Below are 24,845 nucleotides of genomic sequence, written 5' to 3'. Positions count from 1 at the left end.
GCGTCCGGCACCGCATCCCAGCACCGTCCGAACCACGGCGCCGCGCGCGCCGGAACCACGTCTCACCACCCGGGGGAACCGCCCATGTGGCACAACGCCTACTACCTCGTCCCCGCCGTCCTGCTGACCGCCGCCGTCCTGTGGGCCTCCCGGGCCCGGCAGGCCGCGCAGCGCGTCCCCAACCCCAAGGGGCTGCCCGGCCGCGGCATCCCGCTGCTGGACGCCGCCTTCCTGTCCGGCGGCCCCGGCCGGGTCTTCGACACCGCCCTGGTCCGGATGCACCGGGCCGGCCACGTCGTGGTCAACCGGGCCGGCCTGGTCACCGTCACCGCCGACAAGCCGTACGACAAGGTCGAGCGCGAGATCGTCGACGCGGTCGGCCCGACCCGCAGCCGCGAGCTCGGCCCGCTGCGCCTCGCCGTGATGCGCTCGCCGGGCGTCCAGGCGATCGGCGACGAACTCGCCGGCCGGGGCCTGCTGCGCAACCCCGTCAAGCTGGGCCGGGCGAGGACCGCGCACCGGCTGATCTGGCTCGCGCTACTGGTCGCGGTCGGCTTCACCGCCGCCGCCTACCTGCTCGACTCCGACGAGCCGGGCTACGAGCGGCCCGCGCTGTGGATCCCGCTGCTGCTGCTCGCCGTCGGCCTGACCTCCCTGTTGGCCACCCGGCCGCCCAGGGGCCGGATCACCCCGGCCGGGCGCCGCCAGCTCTCGCTGGTCGACGACGGCAAGGTGTGGACGCCCCGCAACGGGGCCCGGAACGCCGACGCCGCGCTGCTCGGCGCGATCGCGCTCGGCGGCCTGGCCGCCGTCGGCGCCGAGTTCGCCGACGAAGAGCTGCAGCAGGCCCTGCTCGCCTCCGCGGCCGCCGACCAGACGGCCAGGGCGGCCGGCTTCTCCGCGTCCTCCCCGTCCGCCACCGGCTCCTCCAGCACCTCGGGCTCCTCGGGGGGTTCGTGCAGTTCCGGCCCGGCGGTCTGGTGCGGTTCGTCCTCCGACTCCTCCGGTTCCTCCGGTTCCTCCGGTTCCTCGGGCTCCTCGGACTCCCCGGGTTCGGGCTGCGGCGGGAGCACCGGCTGCGGCAGCGGTTCGTCGGGCTCCGGCTCCAGCTGCTCCTCGTCCTCCTCCAGCTGCGGGTCGAGCTGCGGCGGAGGCTGCGGCTCCTGATCGGGCCGGACCGACGGGCCCGCCGGACGTCACAGTTCGGTATCGCGGTCCGGGAACACGTTCCGCGTGCGGCGCGGCCGGGACTACAACAACCCCATGTGGTTGCTCTTCCTGCTCCCGGCCTGCGTCGCCGCGGTGCTCTCCTGCATCCGGCTGGTCCGGATGGCCGCCGCAGCCGACGCGCACCCCGGTCAGGAGGGCCCGCGGCCGCCTGAGGCGGTCGGCATCGGGCTGTACGAGACGGCCTACCTGGCCGGCGGTCCGGACCGGGTCGTCGAGCTCGCCCTCGTCCTGATGGCCTCCCGGGGCCGGCTGCACCTCGCCCACACCGGTTGGACCACCGTCGTCGACCCCCGCGGGCGCAGCCGGCTGGAGCGCGCGGTGGTCGCCACGGTCGGCGCCGAGGGCCAGTGCCGCACCGAGGACCTGCGGGCGGCGATGGCCGCCCACCCGACCGTGCTGGAGATCGGCAGCCGGCTCTCGCTGGCCGGGCTGGCCACCCCGGCCGCCGTCCAGCGGCACACCGTGCTGGTGGTCCGGCAGGTCCGGCAGGCGCTGCTGCTGTCGCTGGTGATGCTGGCCGTCGCCCTGGTCGTCGGCGGCCTGGTGGACGGTGACGCGCTGACCCCGCTGGCCTGGTTCTCCCTGCCGCTGGTGCTCACTTCGGGCACCCTGCTGATGGCCCGGGTCGACGTCTACCCCTACACCCACTGGGCCTCGCCGGTCGGCCAGGAGGTGCTCCGCGAGGTCCGCCCGCCGCGCCAGCACGGGCTCATCGACGACGACGAGCGCGAGCTGCTCACCGCCGTCGCCATGAACGGCCCCGCCGCCCTCCCGGACGCCCGGCTCCGCGCCGCCCTGCGGCGGCAGTGACGCGGGAAGGGGCCCCGTCCGGTACGGACGGGGCCCCTTCCCCGCGGGTGACCGCGGTCGTGCTCAGACCAGGCCGTTGATCAGTTCGGCGACCGGCTTGCGGCGGCCGGTGAAGAACGGCACCTCCTCGCGGACGTGCAGCCGGGCCCGGGACGGGCGCAGGTCGCGCATCAGGTCCACGATCCGGTGCAGCTCGTCCGCCTCGAAGGCGAGCAGCCACTCGTAGTCGCCCAGCGCGAACGAGGCGACCGTGTTGGCCCGCACGTCCGGGTAGCCGCGCGCCATCTGGCCGTGCTCGGAGAGCATCGCGCGCCGCTCGGCGTCCGGCAGCAGGTACCACTCGTAGGAGCGGACGAACGGGTAGACGCAGACGTAGTCGCGCGGGTGCTCGTCGGCGAGGAACGCCGGGATGTGCGACTTGTTGAACTCCGCCGGGCGGTGCAGCGCCATGTTCGACCAGACCGGCTCCAGCAGCCGGCCCAGGCCGGTGCGGCGGAAGCGGTTGTACGCCTCCTGCAGGTCGTCGGAGTCCTCGGCGTGCCACCAGACCATGAGATCGGCGTCGGCGCGCAGACCGGACACGTCGTAGGTGCCGCGCACCGTGACGTCCTTGGCGGCGAGCTGGGCGAACAGCTCGTCGACCTCGGCGGCCAGACCGGTGCGGTCCTCGGGCAGGGCGCCCTTGAGCTTGAACACCGACCACATGGTGTAGCGGATGACCTGGTTCAGGTCCCGCGCCTTCTTCTTCGCGCGCTGCTCGGCGGCCTGCTGCTCAACGGTCTCAGTCATGCGCCCATTGTCCTCTCCGTGACGTTCGCCCCGGCCAGCGGGGTCAACACTCTGTCGAGCCCGGCGACGGCAGCCCGGGCGCTCGCGATGCAGGCCGGGATGCCGACGCCGTCGTACGCCGCCCCGCACAGCGCCAGCGCGCCCACCCGGTCGGCGGCCGCCCGGATCCGGGCGACCCGGTCCAGGTGGCCGACCGGGTACTGCGGCAGTCCGGCCCGCCAGCGGGTGACGGCGGTGTCGTAGGGGCGGGCGGTCAGACCGATCGCCTCGCCCAGGTCGGCCAGCGAGCGGGCGACCAGCTCCGCGTCGTCCAGCTCCAGCGGCTCCTCCTCGTGCAGCCGCCCCAGCGAGGTGCGCAGCACGAAGGCGTCCGGGGCCGAGCGCTCCAGCCAGCCCCACTTGTTGGAGGAGAACGTCGACGCCTTGATCCGGCGGCCGTCCACCGGCGGGACGAGGAAGCCGCTGCCGGCCGGGGGCTCGGGCAGGTCGGCGCGGCGGAAGGCCAGGGTGACCAGCGCCATCCCGGCGTACTCGACGCCGTCCAGCCCGGCGGCCGCGGCCGGCGCGTCGGCGCGCAGCAGCCGGGCGGCGGCGGGCGCGGGCACCGCCAGGACGACGGCGGCCGCGTCCAAGGTGTCGCCGTCGCCGGTGGTCACCCGCCAGCCGTCGGCGGTGCGGCGCAGCGCGGTCACCTCGGTGCGGGTGCGCAGCTCGACGCCGGCCTCGGCGCAGGCCGCGGCGACCGCCGCCGGCAGGGTGCCGAGGCCGCCGCGCAGGCCCTGGAAGACGGGGGTGCCGGCGGTCTTCGGCCGGTTGGCCAGCTCGCGCACCCCGTCGAGCAGCGACCCGCCGCCCCGGGCGAGCGGCAGCAGCGCGGGCACCGCGGCGCGCAGCGAGATCTCGTCGGCATGCCCGGCGTAGACACCGCCCAGCAGCGGCTCCACCAGCCGGTCCACCACCTCGCGGCCGAGCCGCTCGGCGACGTACCGGCCGATCGCGACATCGTCCGCGACCGCCTCACCGGCCACCTCGTGCCGGGCCCGATCCAGTCCTTCGGGGCTCAGCACCCCGGAGTCCGCCAGCGCGGCGAGGTCCCCGGGAACGCCCATGACCTGCCCGCCGGGCAGCGGCCGCAGCGCGCCCCGGGTCCAGATCGCGGCCTTGGCGGTGGTCGGCGGCTCCAGCCGCTCCCCCAGTCCGACCGCCCGCGCCAGCTCGACCGCCTCCGGCCGCCGGGCCAGCATCGACTCGGCCCCGAGGTCCACCCGGACCCCGCCGACCTCGCCGCCCCACAGCTTCCCGCCCAGCCGCTCCGACGCCTCCAGCAGCGTCACCCTCGCCCGCGCGGGCTCCCCCGCCCCGCCACCGAGCACGGCGGCAGCGGTCAGTCCCGCGATACCGCCGCCGATCACCACGACATGTGCCTGCGCCATGCTTCGCAGTCTTGCAGGTCTTTACACCTTTGCCTCAATCCGCTGCACGCTTCGCCCTGGGGGTCGGGACGAGTGCGTCGAGGTCGATGTCGAGCGGGAAAGGCACCGGCCGCTCCAGCCTCTTCCGGAAGATTCCGGCCGGGGCGTAGGCCGACACGTTGGCGTCGCGCTCGTAGACGTGGACCACCGGCAGGCCGTCCTCCTCCTCGATCACCCAGTAGTGCGGAATCCCGGCCTCGGCGTACTTCCGCAGCTTGACGAACCGGTCCCGCTCCTCGGACTCGGGCGAGACGACCTCGATGGCGAGCACAACGTCGGCAGCCGCGTACCAGGTCCGATCGGGGTCGTACTCGGCGGTCGTGACCACGAGATCGGGCTCGGGGCGGTTGCGCCGGTTCAGCTTGATCGCCATCTCACGATCGGCGAGGAAGCCCTCGGGCACCAGGGACTCCAGCACCGTGGTCAGCGACGACACCACCTTGCTGTGCCAGGAGCGCTGCGGGGACATCATGAAGATCAGCGCTCCGTCGAGCAGCTCGGTGTGTCGCGGTGCCTGCGGCAGGTGATCGAGGTCATCGGCAAACCACCCCTCTATGCGGGGTGCGTACATCCAGTCCGGCAACTCGCTCATGGGCCCACGGTAGCGACTCCGGAACGGATGCAGGGCCCGTAGGCTCGCACACATGGAGAAGGTGCTGGTGAGTGCGTGTCTGGCCGGGGTGCCGTGCCGGTACGACGGGCGGGCGAGGACGGCGGGGGCGGTGGCCGAACTGGTGGACGGGGGGCACGGGGTCGTGGTCTGTCCGGAGGGGGCGGGCGGGCTGCCGACGCCGCGGGCGGCGGCGGAGATCGTGGGCGGGGACGGGGCGGACGTGCTGGACGGGCGGGCGCGGGTGGTCGACGCGACCGGGGCGGACCGCACGGCGGAGTTCGTGGCCGGGGCGCGGGCGGCGCTCGCCGCGGCCGAGGCGGCGGGGGCGCGGCGGGCGCTGCTGATGGCGCGCAGTCCGTCCTGCGGGTGCGGGCAGGTGTACGACGGCACCTTCGGCGGGACGCTGCGGCCGGGGGACGGGGTGACGGCGGCACTGCTGCGGCGGGCGGGGATCGAGGTGGAGGCGGTCTGACGCCTTGTCCGGTCCGCAGCCGATACGTGATCAAGCTGCGACGCACCGGACGGATCCGATCCGGGCCCGGTCCCGTCGAATGGTCTGAGCGCCCCGGCAGGGGCGCCGCAGAGTCGACCAGGGGAGGGCCCGACGGTGGGAAGAGGACGGCGAAGAGCGGGAGCGCTGGCGGCGGTGGCCGTGACCGCGGCGCTGGCGGCGGGGTGCTCGGCGAGCGACGGCGGGGGCGCCCGCGACAACGCGGCGGCCGCCCCCGCGCAGGCCACCGCCGGGGAGGCGGCCAAGGGGGACTCCGCCCTGGGCGCTCCGGCCGAGGCCGCCCCGGCGGCGCCCGGGGCCGCGGCGACCGGGCGGGCCGCCGGACCGGCCTCGGCGGCCCCGGTGGTGGACGCCCGGCAGATCGCGTACTCGGCACAGCTGACGGTGCGGGCGGCGAAGGTGGACGAGGCGCTGGCGCGCGCCCGCGGACTGGCGGTCGCCGCGGGCGGCTACGTGTCGGCCGAGACGGCGAGCGGTACCGGCGGCACCGGTCCGATCGTCACCCCGCAGAGCGGCCAGGTCACGGTGAAGGTGCCGTCGGCGGCGTTCCAGCAGACGCTGGACCAGCTGGCCGGGCTCGGCGAGGTGCTGTCCCGGCGCAGCCAGGCGGAGGACCTGACCCAGCAGGTCGCCGACGTCAACAGCCGGATGCAGAGCCAGCAGGCGAGCGTGGACCGGGTGCGGGCGCTGATGGCGCAGGCGAAGACGCTGGCCGAGATCGTCAGCCTGGAGAGCGAGCTGAGCCGCCGGGAGGCGGACCTGGAGTCGCTGCAGAAGCAGGTGAAGGAGCTGTCGGCGCGGACCTCGCTGTCCACCATCACGCTGGACGTGCGCCCGCAGGAGGCCGCCCGGCCCGACGCCCCGGCCGCGGAGGAGGAGGACGAGGGCTTCTGGGCCTCGGTCGGCTCGGCGCTGGGCGGCGGCTGGCACGTGCTATTCACCATCGTGCGCGGGCTGTTCGTGGCGGTGGCCGCGCTGCTGCCGTTCCTGCTGGTCGCGGTGCCGATCGCGGCGGCGGTCTGGGCGGTCCGCCGCTGGTGGAAGCGGGCGGCGGGGCGCACCGGCCGGGACCGGGAGCCGGTCCCGGGCTTCGCGCCGCCGCCGGCCGGGGACCTCGCGGCTCCGGAGCCCGAGCAGGAGGAGCCGGAGGAGGAGCCCGGGGGGAAGCCGGGCGGGGAGCGGCGGACGCCCTGACCTCCGGGCGCGACGGCGGCGGCGACGGCCCCGGTTCCCCCGGGGCGGGGCCCGCCGCCGTCGCGGGGCGTCAGCGGGCGCTGGCCTCGTGCACGAAGGCGACCAGGCGGGAGAGCGCGTCCGGGTCCATGCTGGGCAGCACACCGTGGCCGAGGTTGAAGATGTGGCCGCTGGTGCCGAGCGCCTGGGCGGCGTGCAGCACCTCGCGGGCCTTGGTCTCGACGGCTCTGGTCGGCGCGAACAGCACCGCCGGGTCGAGGTTGCCCTGCAGGCCCTTGCCGGGGCCGACCCGCTCGGCGGCGACGTTCAGCGGCACCCGCCAGTCGACGCCGACCACGTCGGCGCCGGCCTGGCCCATCAGGCCGAGCAGCTCGCCGGTGCCGACGCCGAAGTGGATCCGCGGCACGCCGTAGCCGGCGACCGCGTCGAACACCTTGGTGCTGGCCGGCATGACCGAGCGGCGGTAGTCGTCCGGGGCGAGCGCGCCGACCCAGGAGTCGAACAGCTGGACGGCGGAGGCGCCGGCCTCGATCTGGACCTTGAGGAAGGCGGAGGTGATGTCGGCCAGCCGGTCGACCAGGGCGGCCCACAGCTCGGGCTCGCCGTACATCATGGCCTTGGTGTTCTCGTGGTTCTTGGACGGGCCGCCCTCGACCAGGTAGCTGGCCAGCGTGTAGGGGGCGCCGGCGAAGCCGATCAGCGGGGTGGTGCCCAGCTCGTCGACGAGCAGGCCGACGGCCTCGGTGATGTAGGGGACGTCGTCCGGCTCCAGCGGGCGCAGCCGCTTGAGGTCCTCGGCGGTGCGGATCGGGTCGGCGATGACCGGGCCGATGCCGGGCTTGATGTCGACGTCGATGCCGATCGCCTTGAGCGGCACCACGATGTCGCTGAAGAAGATCGCCGCGTCCACCTTGTGCCGGCGCACCGGCTGGAGGGTGATCTCCTTGACCAGCTCGGGCCGCATGCAGGACTCCAGCATGGGGATGCCCTCGCGGACCTTCAGGTACTCCGGCAGCGAGCGGCCGGCCTGGCGCATGAACCACACCGGGGTGTGCGGTACCGGCTCGTGCCGGCAGGCGCGCAGGAACGCCGAGTCGTACGCGGCCCCGCGGCGCGCGTCGGGCTGCTGACCGGGGGTGGCGCCGGTCGGGGGGACTGCCGGGGTGTCTGCCGTCGTCTCGCTCACGCTCCAAATCTTCGCACGCGGCCCGGACCCGTCCGCCCCGGTGGCCTCGTCGGTTCCTCCAAGATCTGGCCGGATTGCCGCCCCGGCGCGCCGCGCGGGAAGAAGTTGCGGCGATTACCCGGCTTTTCGACCTAGTCTTCGGGTCATGGCAGCGGTCGGAGGGCACCCCGCACAGGGTGGCGGAGCAGATGGCGGAACGGGTCGGGAGGCGGCGCCGAGCGAGTTCCGGGCCGCCGTGGAGGCACTCTCCGAGGCCCGGCTGCGCCCCGAGCTCGTCCTCTCCCCCGCCCCGGCGCCGCGCCGGCTGGCGCCGCACGCCTTCGCGCTGACCGCCGCCGTCGAGGTGGACGGCGAGGAGCTGGCCGACGGCCGGCTGGTGCTGCTGCACGACCCGGCCGGGCAGGAGGCCTGGAACGGGGACTTCCGGGTGGTCACCATGACCCGGGCCGAGCTGGAGCCGGAGATGGCCGGCGACCCGATGATCTCCGAGGTCGGCTGGGCCTGGCTGCTGGACGCGCTGCAGGCGCACGGCGCCGGGTACGCGGAGCCGTCCGGCACGGTGTCGCTGTCCGCCTCGCAGTACTTCGGCGGGCTGGCGGACCGGGCGTCGAGCACCGAGATCGAGATCCGGGCGTCCTGGACGCCGGCCGACGGCCGCTTCGAGCGGCACCTGGCGGCCTGGGGGGACCTGCTCTGCATCAGCGCGGGCCTGCCGCCCGTCGCCCCGGCCCCGCACTCCCCCGCGGACGTCACGTCACTCGGTGGAGTGGTCCCGATGCCCGCGCGGCGACGCCCCCGTTCGCACTGAGGAGTGGCGCTCGCCGGGGCGTCACCGGTGGACGCGCCGCCACCCCCAAGGCTGACAGAGTGTGACTTCAGTGCGGCTCTCCGTCAACAAAGCGCTCGGAACTGACCGGTTTGCGCGTGATCTGATCGATTTTGTGCGAATTCCACGCATGTCGCATCAGTCATCTGCGCGATTTGTCCGTATTGTGACTCACTAGATCGTGATCTTTCGCTAAAGCCGGGCACGGATGCTGCCGAAGCAGACTGTGACCCTTTCCGAACGCGGAACACTCCGACCGCCCCCTCGGGGTTCCGTCCGCCACTCCCGCAGGAGGCCTGGTGTCGGTCCTTCTTGAGCACCCCGCAAACGTGGTCGCCTACCGCCCGACCAAGCCCACCGCCATGGTGGTCATCGCCGATCCCCGCGTCCGAAACACCGTCACCCGTCACCTCTGGGCGCTCGGCGTCCGGGACGTGATCGAGGTGTCCTCGATCGCAGAGGCCCGCCCCAGGGTCTCCACCCCGCGCGACATCTGCGTCGCCGACGTGCACCTCCCCGACGGCTCCGGACTCACCATCCTCGCCGAGACCCGCGCCGCCGGCTGGCCCAACGGGCTGGCGCTCTCCGCCGCCGACGACATCGGCGCCGTGCGCAGCGCGCTGGCCGGCGGGGTCAAGGGCTACGTCGTCACCGGCACCCGCACCAACGTGGCCATGCCGGGCCGCCCCGGCCTGCCGCTCGGCGCCGCCGGACTGGCCGGGCGGATGCGCCGGCCCGGAATGCCGGGCATGCCGGGCGCGCACGGGGCGCCGGGCGCTCCCGGGGCGCACGGTGCGCCGGGCGCGCAGCAGGCCGCCTACCGCGAGCTCTCCGGGCGCGAGGTGGAGGTGCTGCGGCTGGTGGCCGAGGGCCAGTCGAACAAGGCGATCGGCGTGGCGATGGGCCTCTCGGCGCTGACCGTGAAGAGCCACCTCGCCCGGATCGCCCGCAAGCTCGGCACCGGCGACCGCGCCGGGATGGTCGCGGTCGCGCTGCGCACCGGCATCATCCACTGAGACGGCCACCGCTGCGGCGGCCCTGGAGGAACGTTTCCTCCGGGGCCGCCGCAGCATGCTGGGGAGCACCCCGGCACTCCGCCGGGCGGTGCCGCGGCGCCTCCCGCATCGGTCTGACCAGTCCGACAACACTCCCGGTCGCGGGGTCCGTCGTACCCTTGGGGAGTGACCGACGCCGTAGCAGCCATCCCAGAAGAAGCAGCCCCGGTCCCGCTCCTCGAACCGAAGGAGGGGATCCCTCCGGTCGTGGCGGACGAGCGGGCGCTGGCCGCCACCGTCGCCGCCTTCGCGGCGGGAACCGGACCGGTCGCCGTCGATGCCGAGCGGGCCTCCGGCTACCGCTACGGCCAGCGGGCGTACCTCATCCAGCTGCGCCGCGCGGGCGCCGGTACCGCGCTGATCGACCCGATCGCCTGCCCCGACCTCGGCCCGCTGGGCGCGGCCCTCGCGGACACCGAATGGGTGGTGCACGCCGCCACCCAGGACCTGCCCTGTCTGGCCGAGGTGGGCATGAGACCCCAGCGCCTGTTCGACACCGAGCTGGCCGGCCGGATCGCCGGCTTCGCCCGGGTCGGCCTCGGACCGATGACCGAGAGCGTGCTCGGGCTGAGCCTGGCCAAGGAGCACTCCGCGGTCGACTGGTCCACCCGCCCGCTGCCCGAGCCGTGGCTGCGCTACGCCGCTCTGGACGTCGAGGTGCTGGTCGAGCTGCGCGACGCACTCGAACGGGAGCTGGACGCCCAGGGCAAGCTCGGCTGGGCCCTGGAGGAGTTCGCCGCGATCGCCGCCGCCCCCCGCCCGGCCCCGCGGACCGACCCCTGGCGCCGCACCTCGCAGCTGCACAAGGTGCGCCGGCGCCGCCAGCTGGCCGTGGTGCGCGAGCTGTGGCAGGCCCGCGACCGGACGGCGCAGGAGCGGGACGTCTCGCCCGGCCGGGTCCTGTCGGACGCCGCGATCGTCAACGCCGCGCTGGCCATGCCGCTGAACATCGCCGCGCTGCAGGCCGTCCAGGGCTTCGGGCCGCGGGTGCACCGGCGCCAGCTGGAGCAGTGGCTGGCCGCCGTCCAGCGCGGGCGGGAGGTGCCGGAGAACCAGCTGCCGCCGGCCGCCGCGCCGCACGACGGCCCGCCGCCGCCGCGCGCCTGGGCCGAGAAGGACCCGGTCGCCGCCGCCCGGCTGAGCGGAGCGCGCGCCGCGGTCAGCGAGCTGGCCGAGCAGCACCACCTGCCCGCCGAGAACCTGATCACCCCGGACCTGGTCCGCCGGGTGTCCTGGGAGCCGCCGGCCGACGCCTCCGCCGCGAACGTGGCCGCGGCGCTGCGACGGCTGGGCGCCCGTCAGTGGCAGGTCGACCAGGTCGCCCCCGTACTGGCGGACGCCTTCGCCAAGGCGGCGGCCACGGCGGCGCAGCAGGGCTGAGCGGCGGACGAGCGGAGAAGGGGATGTCGCCCGGGGAGGGCGGCGTCCCCTTCGTCGTGCCCGCGCCCGCACCCGAGGCCCGTGCGGACGGCGGGCGGGCGAGTCCCCGCCCCGAGACCCGCCCGAAAGCGAGCGGGCGAATCACAGTGGCGGGGGACACACCGGGTGATGCGGCGTCCGGGCCTGGGCAGGAAGGTTACCGACGGGTAGCATGGCCGACAGGCGGCGCCGCCCGTCTCCCCCCGTGGGAGGGTGAGCGGCAGCCTGCCCACCTGAACCGTTGGTCCCTGGGAGGAGAGCCCCCGTGCCTCGTACCGCGAGGGACGTCGTCTTCGTCGATGGCGTCCGCACCCCGTTCGGCAAGGCCGGCCCGAAGGGCATCTACCACGAGACGCGCGCCGACGACCTGGTCGTCAAGTGCATCCGGGAGCTCGTGCGCCGGAACCCGAACCTGCCCGTCGAGCGCATCGACGAGGTCGCCATCGCGGCCACGACGCAGATCGGTGACCAGGGTCTGACCATCGGCCGCACCGCCGCGCTGCTGTCCGGCCTGCCGAAGTCCGTCCCCGGCTACGCGATCGACCGCATGTGCGCCGGCGCGCTGACCGCCGTGACCACCACCGCCGGCGGCATCGCCTTCGGCGCGTACGACGTGGTCGTGGCCGGCGGCGTCGAGCACATGGGCCGCCACCCGATGGGCGAGGGCGTCGACCCGAACCCGCGCTTCGTCTCCGAGAAGCTCGTCGACGAGTCCGCCCTGTTCATGGGCATGACCGCGGAGAACCTGCACGACCGGTTCCCGCACCTGACCAAGGAGCGCTGCGACGCCTACGCCGTGCGCTCGCAGGAGAAGGCCGCCAAGGCGTACGCCAACGGCGACATCCAGCCCGACCTGGTGCCGATCTCGGTCCGCAACACCAACCCCGAGGTCGGCGAGACCGGCTGGGGCCTGGCCACCGTGGACGAGCCGATGCGCCCGGGCACCACGATGGAGAACCTGGCGGGGCTCAAGACCCCGTTCCGCCCGCACGGCAACATCACCGCGGGCAACTCGGCCGGCCTCAACGACGGCGCCACCGCCTCGCTGCTGGCCGCCGAGGACGTGGCCGAGGAGCTGGGCCTGCCGGTCCGGATGCGCCTGGTCTCGTACGCCTTCGTCGGCGTCGAGCCCGAGGTGATGGGCATCGGCCCGGTGCCGGCCACCGAGAAGGCACTGGCCAAGGCCGGTCTGACCATCGACGACATCGGCGCGTTCGAGGTCAACGAGGCCTTCGCCGTCCAGGTGCTGGCGTTCCTGGACCACTACGGCATCGCGGACGACGACGAGCGGGTCAACCCGTACGGCGGCGCGATCGCCTTCGGCCACCCGCTGGCCTCCTCCGGCGTGCGGCTGATGAACCAGCTGGCCCGCCGCTTCGAGCAGCGCCCGGACGTCCGCTACGGCCTGACGACGATGTGCATCGGCTTCGGCATGGGCGCCACCGTCATCTGGGAGAACCCGCACTTCGAGGGTGGTAAGTGAGCATGAGCACCACGACCGAGCTGCTGACCCGCGGCGCCGAGCTCTTCCCCGGAGAGGTCGTCACCACCGCGCACGTGCGCCACCTGGACCTGCCGCTGCAGGCCGGCCGGCTGGCCCTGATCACCCTGGACAACGGCTTCGACCACACCAAGCCGACCACCTTCGGCCCGGGCTCGCTGCTCAAGCTGAACGAGGCCCTGGACCAGGTCGAGGCGGAGGCCGCCGAGGGCGCCATCGTCGGTGCCGCGATCACCGGCAAGCCGTTCATCTTCGCGGTCGGCGCCGACCTCAAGGGCGTCGAGCTGCTCCGGGAGCACGCGGACGCGCTGGCCATCGGCAAGGGCGGCCACGAGGTCTTCAAGCGGATCGCCGCACTGCCCGTCCCGACCTTCGCGTTCTACAACGGCGCGGCGATGGGCGGCGGCGTCGAGGTCGGCCTGCACTGCGACTACCGCACGGTGTCGGCTGGCGTCCCGGCCTTCTCGCTGCCCGAGGTCTTCCTGGGCCTCGTCCCCGGCTGGGGCGGCTGCAGCATCCTGCCGAACCTGATCGGTCCGGCGAAGGCCGTCAAGGTCATCATCGAGAACTCGATGGCGCAGAACAAGCAGCTCAAGGGCAAGGACGTGTTCGAGCTGGGGATCGCCGACGCGATCTTCGAGCCGGCCGACTTCCTGGAGCAGTCGCTGTTCTGGGCGGCCCGCGTCCTCAAGGGCGACCTGGTCGTCGAGCGCGAGGCGATCGACCGCGGCAAGGCCTGGGACGACGCCGTCGCCTGGGGCCGGCTGGTCGCCGACGCCAAGGTGCACGGGGCGGCCCCGGCCGCGTACCGGGCGCTGGACATCATCGCCCAGGTCAAGACCGCGACGCTCAACAGCGCGGACCTGCAGGCCGGCTTCGACGCCGAGGACGCGGCCCTGGCCGACCTCATCATGGGCGGCGAGCTGCGCAGCGGCATCTACGCCTTCAACCTGGTGCAGCGCCGGGCCAAGCGCCCGGTCGGCGCGCCGGACAAGTCGCTGGCCCGCCCGGTCACCAAGGTCGGCGTCGTCGGCGCCGGTCTGATGGCCTCGCAGCTGGCGCTGCTGTTCGCCCGCCGGCTGGAGGTGCCGGTGGTCCTCACCGACATCGACCAGGAGCGCGTCGACAAGGGCGTCGGCTACGTCCACGCCGAGATCGACAAGCTGCTGGAGAAGGGCCGGATCGGCAAGGACAAGTCCAACCGCCTCAAGGGCCTGGTCTCCGGCTCGCTCGACAAGGCCGCGGCCTTCGGCGACGCCGACTTCGTGATCGAGGCCGTGTTCGAGGAGATGGGCGTCAAGCAGACCGTCTTCGCGGACCTGGAGAACGTGGTCTCGCCGACCTGCGTGCTGGCGACCAACACCTCCTCGCTCTCGGTCACCGAGATGGCCTCGAAGCTGAAGCACCCCGAGCGGGTCGTCGGCTTCCACTTCTTCAACCCGGTCGCGATCCTCCCGCTGCTGGAGATCGTCCGCGGCGAGAAGACCGACGACGCCTCGCTGGCCACCGCCTTCGGCGTCTCGAAGAAGCTGCGGAAGACCTCGGTGCTGGTCAAGGACGCCCCGGCGTTCGTGGTCAACCGGATCCTGACCCGCTTCATGGGCGAGATCCAGAACATCATCGACGAGGGCACCCCGATCGCCACCGTCGAGAAGGGCGTCGAGCCGCTCGGGCTGCCGATGTCCCCGATCGTGCTGCTGGAGCTGGTCGGCCCGGCCATCGCCCTGCACGTCTCGGAGACCCTGCACGGCGCGTTCCCGGAGCGGTTCACCGTCTCCGAGAACCTCGGCAGGGTCGTCAAGGCCGGCAAGCGCGGCTTCTACACCTGGGTGGACGGCAAGCAGGTCCTCGACCCCGAGGTGCTGGAGCTGCTCTCCTTCGGCGACACCGTGCTGACCGAGGAGCAGGTCCTGGCCCGCTCCCTGGAGGCCGTCGCCCAGGAGATCGGCCTGATGCTGGAGGAGGGTGTCGTCGCCGAGGCGCAGGACATCGACCTCTGCATGATCACCGGCGCCGGCTGGCCCTTCCACCTGGGCGGGATCACCCCGTACCTGGACCGCGAGGGCGTCTCGGAGCGGGTGAACGGCAAGCGCTTCCTCGCCCCGGGCGTGGCCTCGGTGCCCGCCTAGCAGGACCGCGGAAGGGCCCCGGTGACCGATCGGTCACCGGGGCCCTTCCCGTTGGGTGCGCGCGCCCCGAGGGGCCGTCTCAGCGCTTGAGGCGGTAGACGACGGTGTCGGCGAAGACGCCGACCATCTCGTAGTGGGTCTCCAGCAGGTTCTCGATCTTCGGGATCATGCCGGGCTGGTAGGGCGCGAGGCCGGAGTCGTCGACGACGACCTCGGGCAGGCTCTTGGCGATCTCCTGGTCGAAGGTCTGCCAGGCGTTGGCCATCGAGAACTGCTCGCCGACGTTGGGGCTGCCGTCCTTGCCGCCGCTGTAGTTGGTCAGGAAGCCCGCGGTGAGGTACCGGGTGGCGGGCTTGCGGTCGGCGAGCCAGTACAGCTCCGGGTGCATGCCCCAGACCAGCACGGTGTCCTTGGGGGTGGTCTGCGCGGCGACCGCGGTGGCGACCTCGGTGGTGCGGTCCAGCCGCTCCCCCGGCCAGGCCAGCGCCAAGCCCCAGAAGAGGGTGGCGGCGGCCGTGGTGTACGCCAGCACGGGCTTCCAGCGGACGGCCGAGGTGGCGATCGCCCCGGTGCCCAGCAGCACCAGCGGCGGCATCAGCTGGAGGTAGTAGTGGCCGAAGAAGTGGAAGCCCATGCTGACCGCGACCACCGAGGAGAGCAGCCACATCCACAGGTCGGTGGTGGAGCCGTGCTCCTCGCCGGCCACCGGCAGCGGGCGGTGCCGGTGCTTCAGCCAGAGCCGGCGGCCCACCGGCAGCAGGAAGCCCAGGCCGGCGCCGATCAGGATCGCCGAGTTGCCGAGCGCCCGGCCGAGCATCTGCAGCCAGGCTCCGCCGACGGTCGCGTAGTCGCCGCTGCCGGTCACCACCCAGAACAGGAAGCCCTTGGGTTTGGTGAGGATCACCGCGACCAGCGCTATCGGCAGGGTGAAGCCGAAGCCGATCTTGAGCAGGGCGGGGATCCAGCGGACACCGCGCCGGCGGGCGTCCTGGTAGAGCATCCAGAGCACCGGCAGCAGCACCGCGCCGCCGGTCTGCTTGGTCAGCGAGCAGAGCGCCACCGCGATGCCGGCGGCCAGCCAGCGGCGGCGCTCGGCGTAGCGGAAGGCCGCCACCATGGCGGGCAGCATGAAGACCTCGAAGGTCGCCGCCTGGGTGTCCTCCGGGGAGAGCCCGATGGAGACCAGCAGGTAGAGCAGCCCCGCGCCGACGCCGGCCCGGTCGCCCCAGCGGCCGCGGGCGATCGAGGCCAGCAGGATCGCGGTGACCAGGTGGGCGGCCACCGCCAGGGTGCGCAGCGGCCAGAGCGAGGCGGAGCCGAAGACGGCGAAGCAGGCCTGGTAGAGCCAGGGCAGCAGCGGCGGCTTGCGGTCCACCACGGTGTCGTAGAGGACGCCCCCGTCGGCGAGCATCCGGGCCTGGGTGGCCAGGAAGCCCTCGTCGGGGCTCCAGACCGGGCGGACGAAGGACGGCAGGTGGGTGAGCAGGGCGACCAGGGCCAGCAGCGGTACCAACCGGGTCCAGTAGCCGGTCTTCACGCGCTCCCAGCCGTCGGCCGGGGGTACCCCCAGGGGCAGGCGCTCGGCGAGCGCGGTCAGACGGGATCGGGTGGGGGTCGGCACGGATGACAACCTACCCGGCGGATTCGGCTCGGGCAGCGCCGGTCCCGCCTTTGGTGCGATTATCGGCCCCAGGCCGGTGCGACTGGTACAGAGCTGTCACACACGGCCCGGGTCCGGAGCGGCGGGCGGCGGCCCTCAGGCCTCCACGGCCACGTCGAGACGGGAGACCAGGGCGGTCACCCGGCGGGCGATGTCCGGGGCGGTGAGGCCGATCTCGGCGAGGATCTCGGGCCGCGAGGCGTGGTCCAGGAACTCCTGCGGGATGCCGAAGTCGCGCAGCGGCAGGTCCACGTCCGCGTCGCGCAGCGCCTGGGCGACGGCCGCGCCGACGCCGCCGACCCGGCCGTTGTCCTCGACCGTGACGACCACCCGGTGCTCGGCGGCCAGGCCGGGCAGCGCCGGGTCGACCGGCTTGACCCAGCGCGGGTCCACCACGGTGGCGGTGACGCCCTGGGCGGCCAGCAGGTCGGCCACCTCCAGACACATCGGGGCGAGCGTGCCGACCGAGACGATCAGCACATCGGCCCGGCGGCCCTCCTCGGCGTCGGGGTTCACGCGCAGCAGGTCCATGCCGCCGACCGTGCCGACCGCGGGGACGGCCGGGCCGACGGTGCCCTTGGAGTAGCGGACCACGGTCGGGGCGTCCTTGACCTCGACGGCCTCGCGCAGCTGGGCGCGGAGCTGGTCGGCGTCGCGCGGGGCGGCGAGCCGCAGGCCGGGGACGACCTGGAGGATCGACATGTCCCACATGCCGTTGTGCGAGGCGCCGTCGTCGCCGGTGACGCCGGAGCGGTCCAGCGCGAAGGTGACGCCCAGCTTGTGCAGGGCGACGTCCATCAGGACCTGGTCGAAGGCCCGGTTGAGGAAGGTCGCGTAGACCGCGAAGACCGGGTGCAGGCCGTTGGTGGCCAGGCCGGCGGCGCTGGTGACGGCGTGCTGCTCGGCGATGCCGACGTCGAAGATGCGGTCCGGGAAGGCCTCGGCGAACGGCGCCAGGCCGACCGGGTGGAGCATCGCGGCGGTGATGCCGACGATGTCCTCGCGCTCGTGGCCGAGCGCGACCATCTCCTCGGCGAAGACCGAGGTCCAGCTCCGGCCGCCGGCGTTCTTGACCGGCAGGCCGGTCTCCGGGTGGATCTTGCCGACCGCGTGGAAGCGGTCCTCGTCGTTGTTCTCGGCGGCGTGGTAGCCGCGGCCCTTCTCGGTGAGGCAGTGCACGATCACCGGGCCGCCGAAGCCGCGCGCCTTGGTGAGCGCGGACTCCAGGGCGGTGAGGTCGTGGCCGTCGATCGGGCCGATGTACTTGAGGCCGAGGTCCTCGAACATGCCCTGCGGGGCGATGAAGTCCTTCAGGCCCTTCTTGGCGCCGTGCAGGGTCCCGAAGAGCTGCTGGCCGACCACCGGGGTGCGCTGCAGCGCGTCCTTGCCCCAGGACAGGAAGCGCTCGTAGCCCTGGGTGGTGCGCAGGGTGGCGAGGTGGTTGGCCATGCCGCCGATGGTGGGCGAGTAGGAGCGCTCGTTGTCGTTGACGACGATGACGACCGGGCGGTCCTTGGCGTCGGCGATGTTGTTGAGCGCCTCCCAGGCCATGCCGCCGGTCAGCGCGCCGTCGCCGATCACCGCCACCACGGGGTCGTTCTTCCCGAGCAGTTGGTTGGCCTTGGCCAGCCCGTCCGCGTAGGAGAGCACGGTGGAGGCGTGCGAGTTCTCGATCACGTCGTGCTCGGACTCGGCGCGCGACGGGTAGCCGGACAGGCCGTCCTTGGCCCGCAGCCGGGAGAAGTCCTGGCGGCCGGTGAGCAGCTTGTGGACGTAGCTCTGGTGGCCGGTGTCGAAGAGGATCCGGTCGCGCGGGGAGTCGAAGACCTTGTGCAGCGCGATGGTGAGCTCCACCACGCCGAGGTTCGGGCCGAGGTGGCCGCCCGTCTTGGAGACCTCGGTCACCAGGAAGGTCCGGATCTCCTGGGCCAGGGCGGCCAGCTGTCCGGGCGTGAGCCGGTCGAGATCGCGCGGTCCCCGAATGCGGGTCAGCAGGGCCACCCGTTCCTCCTCGTTCAGTGTTCGCGGACCGCGGGGGCCCGACGGGCGTCGCTGCCCGGTGTCGACCGGTCGAGTCTAATGTCCGCCTACCGAACACCGGGCGGGGCGTCCGGTACCGACGGCCGGTACGCGCCAGTCACCTCGGCGGTCACTCTTTCGAGTGAACGAGGAAAACCGGCGTGTCGGTGGGCCCGGCCGCCGGGCGGACCGGCGGCGGCCGGGAGCGCGCGGCGGCCGTCAGGGCCGGGTGACCGCGAGGGCGCTGGAGTCGCCCGCCTCGCTCATCACCAGCGCGAGCGCGCCCAGGACCTCGGCGCGGCCGCCCAGGGTGCCCGGCACCACCGACAGCTGGCGGGCGGCGCTGGGGATCGCGTAGCGGGCCACCGAGTCGCGGATCGGCGCGAGCACCAGCTCGCCGGCGTCGGCGAGGTCGCCGCCGAGGATCACCCGGCGCGGGTTGAGCAGGTTGCACAGGGTGGCCACGCCGGTGCCGATCTGCCGGCCGGCGTCGGCGATCACCCGGCGGCAGCCGAGGTCGCCCTCCCGGGCCAGCTCCACCACCCGGGGCAGGGTGAGCCCGGTGCCGAGGGTGGGGGTGAGCAGGTTCAGGAGGTAGCGGGAGCCGACGAAGGTCTCCAGGCAGCCCCGGTTGCCGCAGCGGCAGACCGGTCCGGCCTCGTCCAGGGTGATGTGGCCGATCTCGCCCGCGGTGCCGCCCGGCCCCCGGTAGATCTGCCCGTTGACCACCAGGCCGGCGCCGACGCCGCTGGCCACCTTGATGTAGGCGAGGTCGCTCAGGCCCCGGCCGGCGCCCCAGACCAGCTCGCCGAGCGCGCCGAGGTTGGCGTCGTTGTCGACGTGCACCGGCAGGCCGAGCCGCTCGGCCAGCTCACGGCCGGGGGCGATGCCGGTCCAGCCCGGCAGGATCGCGGTGGAGCCCAGCGCGCCGGTCTCCACGTCGATCGGGCCGGGGACGCCGAGGCCCACGCCGATCACCTTGTCGGAGCGGAAGCCGGCCTCCGCGAGCAGCCGCTCGACCAGCGCCTCGGCCCGCTCGAAGCCCTGGGCGGCGGAGACGTCGACGTCCATCGGGGCGCTCTCCTCGGCGAGCACCCGGTGGGCGAGGTTGCCGACGGCGACCCTCAGATGGGTGTGGCCGAAATCGATCCCCACCACGATGCCCGCGTCCCCGCTGAGCGAGACGCTGCGGGCGCGCCGGCCGCCGGCGGAGGTGTCGGCCACCACGACGGTGCCGCTCTCCTTCAGTTCCCGGACGATGTTGGACACGGTGGCCGCCGAGAGGCCGGTACCGCGGGCGATCTCGGCCTGGGTCAGCGAGCCGGCCATCCGCACCGCCCGGAGCACCCGCTCCAGGTTGGCCCGGTGCAGCGAGGACTGCGAGCCCGGAGTGTCCGTCGACATGATCCACCCTCCCAAGGGCGCGGGGACCCCTCCGCCGGGCGTCCCCTTTCAAGTCCTGAAGCCTAGGGCCTGGCGGAAGGTGAAGGCACGGGGGAGGGAAGGCGAAGGGACGGTGCGTGGCACCGGGTGCCCCAACGGGTGCGTCCGGGGTTGCGGGCCAGGTCGGAGGGGGTGTGCGGGGGGTGACACCGGCCCAGGTCGGCGCGGGGACGGCCGGGGGGCGGGGTTCCGCCGCCCGTCCGAAAACCGACCCCCCGTACGATGGTGCCCAATCTCACCCGTCCCGCCGGTCACGGATGTGCACCGAGCCCGGGACGCTTCCAGACATGACGGGGCATCAGATGGCAGGGGATCACCCGATGGCGGGAGCTGGCGAAGCTCCCGGCGGCGGTCCGGACAACCGGGGCGTCTCGCTCGGACGCAAGCCGGGCGGCGTCGACCCGGCGGCCGTGGCGGACCAGCAGACACAGCTCGACGGGGCGGCGGTCCCCGGCCAGGCCGCGCCGCCGGCTCCGGCCGCGCCGCCCGCCGCACCGCCGGCCCCGCCCGCCGCGGCACCGGGCGGGTACGCCTACCCGCCCACCGCCCCCGCCTTCCCCGCGCAGGGTCCGGCGCCGGCCGCGCCGGTCGGCCCGTACGACCCGGCCCCCGGCCAGCCGCAGTTCGGGGCCCCCGCCGCCGGCCAGCCGCCGTACGGCTACGCCGCCCCGCCACCCGCCGACGGCGGCGCCGGCGGGTACGGCTACCCGCAGCAGGGCGGCTACGGCTACCCCGGCGCCCCGGTGCCCGCCCCGCCCAAGCAGCGCAACCCCGTGATGGTCTGGGGCGGCGTCATCGGCGGTGTGCTGGCGATCGCCATCGTCGCCGGCCTGGTCGTGCTGTTCACCGACGACAACAAGAAGAAGGACGACCCGCCGGCCGCCTCCGGAGGCACCACCGGTGCGGTCACCGGCGAGCCCTCGCCGGACACCGGCGGCAGCACCAGCCCGTCGCCGTCCACCGGTGGCACCACCGGCGGCGGCGGGGGCGGCGGCAAGGCCGGCGCCTACAACCTGGCCTGGGCGGCCGACAAGCCGGCCAGCTCGGTCAGCGGCACCACCCGGCTGCTCGCCATCTGGGGCGCCGAGAAGGTCGCGGTTCGCGCCGACACCACCGGCATCCGCGCCGTCAACACCGCCGACGGCAAGGAGGCCTGGAGCATCCCGGTGCCGGCCGGCGCCAAGGAGTTCTGCACCGCCTCGTACAGCGCCAACTCCAATCACGTCGCCGCGGTCTCGCTGAACACCGGCGACAGCGACTGCTCCACCATCGCCGCCGTCGACCTCACCACGGGCAAGCTGTCGTGGACGGTCAAGGTCGGGCAGAGCCGGATGTCCTCCCCCAGCCTGAGCATCACCGACAAGGTCGTCGGCATCGGCGCCAACACCGCCGCCGCGGTGAACGTCGCCGACGGCTCCGCGGTCTGGGCCTTCCAGCCGCGCGAGAAGGACTGCAGCGTCTACGGCACCGCCGCCGGCGCGCAGATCGTGGTCACCGACCGCTGCTACGGCCTCAACACCACCGTCAAGTCGCAGTTGGTGATCGTCGAGACGGAGACCGGCAAGGTCGCCTCGCCCGCGCCGATCACCCTGACCGGCAGCATCGAGCGGGTCGACAAGGTCCTCTCCGACCAGCCGCTCGTGCTGTCGATGTCCAGCGGCGCGAACGGCGACTACGTGCTGCCGTTCGACAAGACCAACAAGCCGGGCACCCAGATGCCCGTCAAGGAGCCCGGCTACGACACCCTGCGGCTCAGCGGCCTGGCCGACGCCTTCACCCAGAGCGTGGTCAGCGGCACCACCCTGTACGTGCAGACCAACCCCAGCAAGCCGGCGATCAACGCGTACGACCTGAACACCGGCAAGCGGCTCTGGTCGACCGACGGCAAGGCCAAGGACGGCCTGCGGCTGGTCTCCGCCACCGACAAGGAGGGCAAGGTCCGGGCGATCCTGGACATGGGCTACGGCAACGACGCCAAGCTGGTGACGCTCGCCCCCGCCGACGGCGCGGTGAGCGAGCTCGGCAACCTCACCGTCGGCAAGAGCTCCTCCTTCAACATCGGCATGAGCACCAACGAGTTCGTCATGAACTCGGACGGGTCGCTGTACGGGTTCTCCCGCGGCAGCTTCGACTCCCCCGTGTTCAAGTACGTCAAGAAGTAACGGCACCGCGGGCGGGCGGGGCGGTCGGGGCCGACGGGGACGTACACGTCCCAGGCCCCTGCCGTCCCGCCCGTCCCGTATCCGGGCACATTCCGGCGGACCGGGCGGGCGGGCATGGCAGGATGCCAGACATCAGCCCGACGAAGGAGTCCTGCGAGTGCCCGGCACCAACCTGACCCGCGAGGAGGCCCGCACCCGGGCCGACCTCCTGCACGTGGACGCGTACGACATCGAGCTCGACCTGAGCTCGGCCCGAGAGGGGGGCACGTTCCGGTCCACCACCGTGGTCCGGTTCACCGCCACCACCCCGGGCGCGGCCAGCTTCATCGACCTGGTCGCCCCGAGCGTCGAGGAGATCGTCCTCAACGGCGAGCGGCTCGACACCGCCGGCTTCGCCGACAGCCGGATCGCGCTGCCGGGCCTCGCCGCCGAGAACGAGCTGCGCGTCGTCGCCAACTGCGCCTACACCAACACCGGCGAGGGCCTGCACCGGTTCGTCGACCCGGTCGACGGCGAGACCTACCTCTACACCCAGTTCGAGGTGCCGGACGCCCGCCGGGTGTTCGCGAACTTCGAGCAGCCCGACCTCAAGGCCGCGTTCACCTTCACCGTGACCGCGCCGGCCGGCTGGAGCGTGGTCTCCAACTCGCCCACCCCCGAGCCGCAGGGCGAGGGCGACACCCGGGTCTGGCGCTTCGCCCCGACCGGCCGGATCTCCTCGTACATCACCGCGCTCATCGCGGGCCCCTACGTCGGGGTCTTCGACGCCTACGAGAACGGCGAGCAGAAGGTGCCGCTGGGCATCTACTGCCGTCCCTCGCTGCGCGAGTTCCTGGACGCCGAGGCGATCTTCGAGGTCACCAAGCAGGGCTTCGACTACTTCCAGGAGAAGTTCGACTTCCCCTACCCGTTCCCCAAGTACGACCAGCTGTTCGTGCCGGAGTTCAACGCCGGCGCGATGGAGAACGCGGGCGCCGTCACCCTGCGCGACCAGTACGTGTTCCGGTCCAAGGTGACCGACGCCGCGTACGAGGCCCGCGCCGCGACGATCCTGCACGAGCTGGCCCACATGTGGTTCGGCAACCTCGTCACCATGGAGTGGTGGAACGACCTCTGGCTGAACGAGTCGTTCGCCACCTACGCCGAGGCGGTCTGCCAGGCCGAGGCGCCCGACTCGCGGTGGCCGAACTCCTGGACCACCTTCGCCAACCAGATGAAGACCTGGGCGTACCGGCAGGACCAGCTGCCGTCCACCCACCCGATCATGGCCGACATCAACGACCTGGAGGACGTCCAGGTCAACTTCGACGGCATCACCTACGCCAAGGGCGCCTCGGTGCTCAAGCAGCTGGTGGCCTACGTCGGCCAGGACGCCTTCTTCGAGGGCGTGCGCGCCTACTTCAAGCGCCACGCCTGGGGCAACACCCGGCTCGGCGACCTGCTCGGCGCGCTGGAGGAGGCCAGCGGCCGCGACCTCAAGGCCTGGTCCGCCGCCTGGCTGGAGACCGCCGGCATCAACGTGCTGCGGCCCGCGCTCACCCTGAACGGCGACGGCGACATCGAGTCCTTCGCCGTGCTCCAGGAGGCCCCGGCGCTCCCGGCCGGCGCCAAGGGCGAGGCCGTGCTGCGCCCGCACCGGATCGCCGTCGGCCTGTACGAGCTGACCGACGGCGCGCTGGTGCGCACCGACCGGATCGAGCTGGACGTCGACGGCCCGCGCACCGAGGTGCCGCAGCTGGTCGGCCGGCACCGCCCGGCCGTGATCCTGCTGAACGACGACGACCTGTCCTACGCCAAGGTCCGGCTGGACGAGGACTCGCTGGCCGTGGTCACCGAGCACCTCGGCGGCTTCACCGACGCGCTGCCGCGCGCGCTGTGCTGGGCCTCGGCCTGGGACATGACCCGCGACGGCGAGCTGGCCGCCCGCGACTACCTGACGCTCGCTCTCTCCGGCCTGCCGCGCGAGAGCGACATCGGCGTGGTCCAGTCGGTGCACCGCCAGGTCAAGCTGGCGCTGGACGCCTACGCCGACCCGGCCTGGCGCGAGGAGGGCCTGGCCCGCTGGGCCGAGGCCGCCGAGGAGGCGCTGCGCGCCGCCGAGCCCGGCAGCGACCACCAGCTGGCCTGGGCACGGACGCTGTCCGGCGTCGCCCGGACCGACGGTCAGCTCGGCCTGCTCGCCGGGCTGCTGGACGGCACCGCCGAGATCCCCGGCCTGGCCGTGGACACCGAGCTGCGCTGGACCCTGCTGAACCGGCTCGCCGCCACCGGCCGGGCCGACGAGGCCGGGATCGCGGCCGAGCTGGCCCGCGACAACACCGCGGCCGGCCAGGAGCACGCGGCCAGCTGCCGGGCGGCCCGGCCCACCGCCGAGGCCAAGGCCGCGGCCTGGGCGTCCGTGGTGGAGTCGGACGAGCTGACCAACTACGTGCAGGCCTCGGTGATCGGCGGCTTCCAGCAGGCCGACCAGCGCGCGCTGGTCGCGCCGTACGCGGCGAAGTACTTCGCCGCGGTGAAGGGCGTCTGGGAGACCCGCAGCCACGAGATCTCGCAGCAGATCATCGTCGGCCTGTACCCGTCGCTGCTGGTCGAGCAGGCCACGCTGGACGCCACCGACGCGTGGCTGGCCTCCGCCGACCCGGCGCCGGCGCTGCGGCGCCAGGTCGTCGAGGCGCGGGCCGGTGTGGAGCGGGCGCTGAAGGCGCAGGCCGCCGACCGGGCCGCCGCGCAGCGCTGACGCCGACGCCCCCTCCGTACGGGAGTGCGGAGGGGGCGGGGACGCCCGAGGCGGGCGCGGCCCGCGGCCCGGCCCCCCCCCGGGGTGTC

At 73.7% G+C, this 24,845-nt stretch carries 18 protein-coding genes; 11 read left to right on the top strand and 7 right to left on the bottom strand.

Annotated elements, in window-relative coordinates:
* Positions 1-84 precede the first annotated feature (84 nt).
* Together ACFVFS_RS34925 and ACFVFS_RS34920 are read left to right on the top strand one after the other, a co-directional pair.
* On the top strand, positions 85-1,167 hold the full coding sequence (locus ACFVFS_RS34925; RefSeq protein WP_380628903.1) for a TIGR04222 domain-containing membrane protein: 1,083 nt from the start codon (positions 85-87) through the stop codon (positions 1,165-1,167).
* Between the two features lie 96 nt (positions 1,168-1,263).
* Positions 1,264-2,040: a TIGR04222 domain-containing membrane protein gene (locus ACFVFS_RS34920; protein WP_380628902.1), complete on the top strand. Its 777-nt coding sequence runs from the start codon at positions 1,264-1,266 to the stop codon at positions 2,038-2,040.
* Positions 2,041-2,103: 63 nt separating this feature from the next.
* Here the strand turns inward: ACFVFS_RS34920 and hemQ are convergent, their stop codons facing one another.
* Genes hemQ through ACFVFS_RS34905 form a run of 3 tightly spaced genes read right to left on the bottom strand, consistent with a single transcriptional unit; the run spans position 2,104 to position 4,893 of the window.
* Positions 2,104-2,829, bottom strand: a complete 726-nt coding sequence (gene hemQ / locus ACFVFS_RS34915) for a hydrogen peroxide-dependent heme synthase (protein ID WP_380628901.1) — start codon at positions 2,827-2,829, stop codon at positions 2,104-2,106.
* Positions 2,826-4,262 (bottom strand): protoporphyrinogen oxidase, encoded by a 1,437-nt coding sequence (gene hemG / locus ACFVFS_RS34910; RefSeq protein WP_380628900.1) that lies wholly within the window; start codon positions 4,260-4,262, stop codon positions 2,826-2,828. The genes hemQ and hemG overlap by 4 nt, the downstream gene beginning before the upstream one ends.
* Before the next feature lie 34 nt (positions 4,263-4,296).
* Positions 4,297-4,893: a Uma2 family endonuclease gene (locus ACFVFS_RS34905; RefSeq protein ID WP_380628899.1), complete on the bottom strand. Its 597-nt coding sequence runs from the start codon at positions 4,891-4,893 to the stop codon at positions 4,297-4,299.
* A 52-nt stretch (positions 4,894-4,945) separates the two neighbouring features.
* Here ACFVFS_RS34905 and ACFVFS_RS34900 point away from each other — a divergent pair, with 52 nt between their 5' ends.
* A complete protein-coding gene (locus ACFVFS_RS34900; RefSeq protein ID WP_380628898.1) occupies positions 4,946-5,386 on the top strand; it encodes a DUF523 domain-containing protein in 441 nt (146 codons plus the stop codon).
* Between the two features lie 174 nt (positions 5,387-5,560).
* Positions 5,561-6,619, top strand: coding sequence for a DUF4349 domain-containing protein (locus tag ACFVFS_RS34895; RefSeq protein WP_380628897.1), 1,059 nt, complete (start codon positions 5,561-5,563; stop codon positions 6,617-6,619).
* A gap of 70 nt (positions 6,620-6,689) precedes the next feature.
* On the opposite strand, the gene hemE is transcribed toward ACFVFS_RS34895, so the two are convergent.
* Complete coding sequence (gene hemE, locus ACFVFS_RS34890; RefSeq protein ID WP_380628908.1) at positions 6,690-7,703, bottom strand: uroporphyrinogen decarboxylase; 1,014 nt, start codon at positions 7,701-7,703, stop codon at positions 6,690-6,692.
* A 247-nt stretch (positions 7,704-7,950) separates the two neighbouring features.
* Here hemE and ACFVFS_RS34885 point away from each other — a divergent pair, with 247 nt between their 5' ends.
* The 5 genes from ACFVFS_RS34885 to ACFVFS_RS34865 all read left to right on the top strand — a co-directional run bounded on the left by ACFVFS_RS34885 (position 7,951) and on the right by ACFVFS_RS34865 (position 14,735).
* The gene (locus tag ACFVFS_RS34885) at positions 7,951-8,613 is read left to right on the top strand and encodes a DUF3000 domain-containing protein (RefSeq protein ID WP_380628896.1); all 663 of its coding nucleotides are present in this window, start codon (positions 7,951-7,953) and stop codon (positions 8,611-8,613) included.
* Positions 8,614-8,930: 317 nt separating this feature from the next.
* Positions 8,931-9,647, top strand: coding sequence for a response regulator transcription factor (locus ACFVFS_RS34880; RefSeq protein WP_355369198.1), 717 nt, complete (start codon positions 8,931-8,933; stop codon positions 9,645-9,647).
* Positions 9,648-9,812: 165 nt separating this feature from the next.
* The gene (locus tag ACFVFS_RS34875) at positions 9,813-11,066 is read left to right on the top strand and encodes an HRDC domain-containing protein (RefSeq protein WP_380628895.1); all 1,254 of its coding nucleotides are present in this window, start codon (positions 9,813-9,815) and stop codon (positions 11,064-11,066) included.
* 304 nt (positions 11,067-11,370) lie between these two features.
* A complete protein-coding gene (locus tag ACFVFS_RS34870; RefSeq protein ID WP_380628894.1) occupies positions 11,371-12,588 on the top strand; it encodes a thiolase family protein in 1,218 nt (405 codons plus the stop codon).
* Between the two features lie 2 nt (positions 12,589-12,590).
* On the top strand, positions 12,591-14,735 hold the full coding sequence (locus ACFVFS_RS34865) for a 3-hydroxyacyl-CoA dehydrogenase NAD-binding domain-containing protein (protein ID WP_380628893.1): 2,145 nt from the start codon (positions 12,591-12,593) through the stop codon (positions 14,733-14,735).
* A gap of 79 nt (positions 14,736-14,814) precedes the next feature.
* Here the strand turns inward: ACFVFS_RS34865 and ACFVFS_RS34860 are convergent, their stop codons facing one another.
* From ACFVFS_RS34860 to ACFVFS_RS34850, 3 genes are all read right to left on the bottom strand, one after another.
* Positions 14,815-16,356, bottom strand: coding sequence for an ArnT family glycosyltransferase (locus tag ACFVFS_RS34860; protein ID WP_380628892.1), 1,542 nt, complete (start codon positions 16,354-16,356; stop codon positions 14,815-14,817).
* Between the two features lie 135 nt (positions 16,357-16,491).
* Positions 16,492-18,396 (bottom strand): 1-deoxy-D-xylulose-5-phosphate synthase, encoded by a 1,905-nt coding sequence (gene dxs, locus ACFVFS_RS34855; protein WP_380628891.1) that lies wholly within the window; start codon positions 18,394-18,396, stop codon positions 16,492-16,494.
* 237 nt (positions 18,397-18,633) lie between these two features.
* Entirely contained in the window at positions 18,634-19,818 is a 1,185-nt protein-coding gene (locus tag ACFVFS_RS34850) for an ROK family protein (RefSeq protein WP_380628890.1), read from the bottom strand.
* Positions 19,819-20,177: 359 nt separating this feature from the next.
* On the opposite strand from ACFVFS_RS34850, the gene ACFVFS_RS34845 reads away from it, so the two are divergent.
* On the top strand, positions 20,178-22,019 hold the full coding sequence (locus ACFVFS_RS34845; RefSeq protein ID WP_380628889.1) for a PQQ-binding-like beta-propeller repeat protein: 1,842 nt from the start codon (positions 20,178-20,180) through the stop codon (positions 22,017-22,019).
* Positions 22,020-22,176: 157 nt separating this feature from the next.
* On the top strand, positions 22,177-24,756 hold the full coding sequence (gene pepN / locus ACFVFS_RS34840) for an aminopeptidase N (protein ID WP_380628888.1): 2,580 nt from the start codon (positions 22,177-22,179) through the stop codon (positions 24,754-24,756).
* The last annotated feature ends 89 nt before the right edge of the window (positions 24,757-24,845 follow it).

It is taken from the genome of Kitasatospora sp. NPDC057692, from assembly GCF_042799475.1.
GTDB lineage: Bacteria > Actinomycetota > Actinomycetes > Streptomycetales > Streptomycetaceae > Kitasatospora.
The sequence above is the reverse complement of the archived record's forward strand: the minus strand, read 5'-3'. Positions and strand labels throughout refer to the sequence as shown.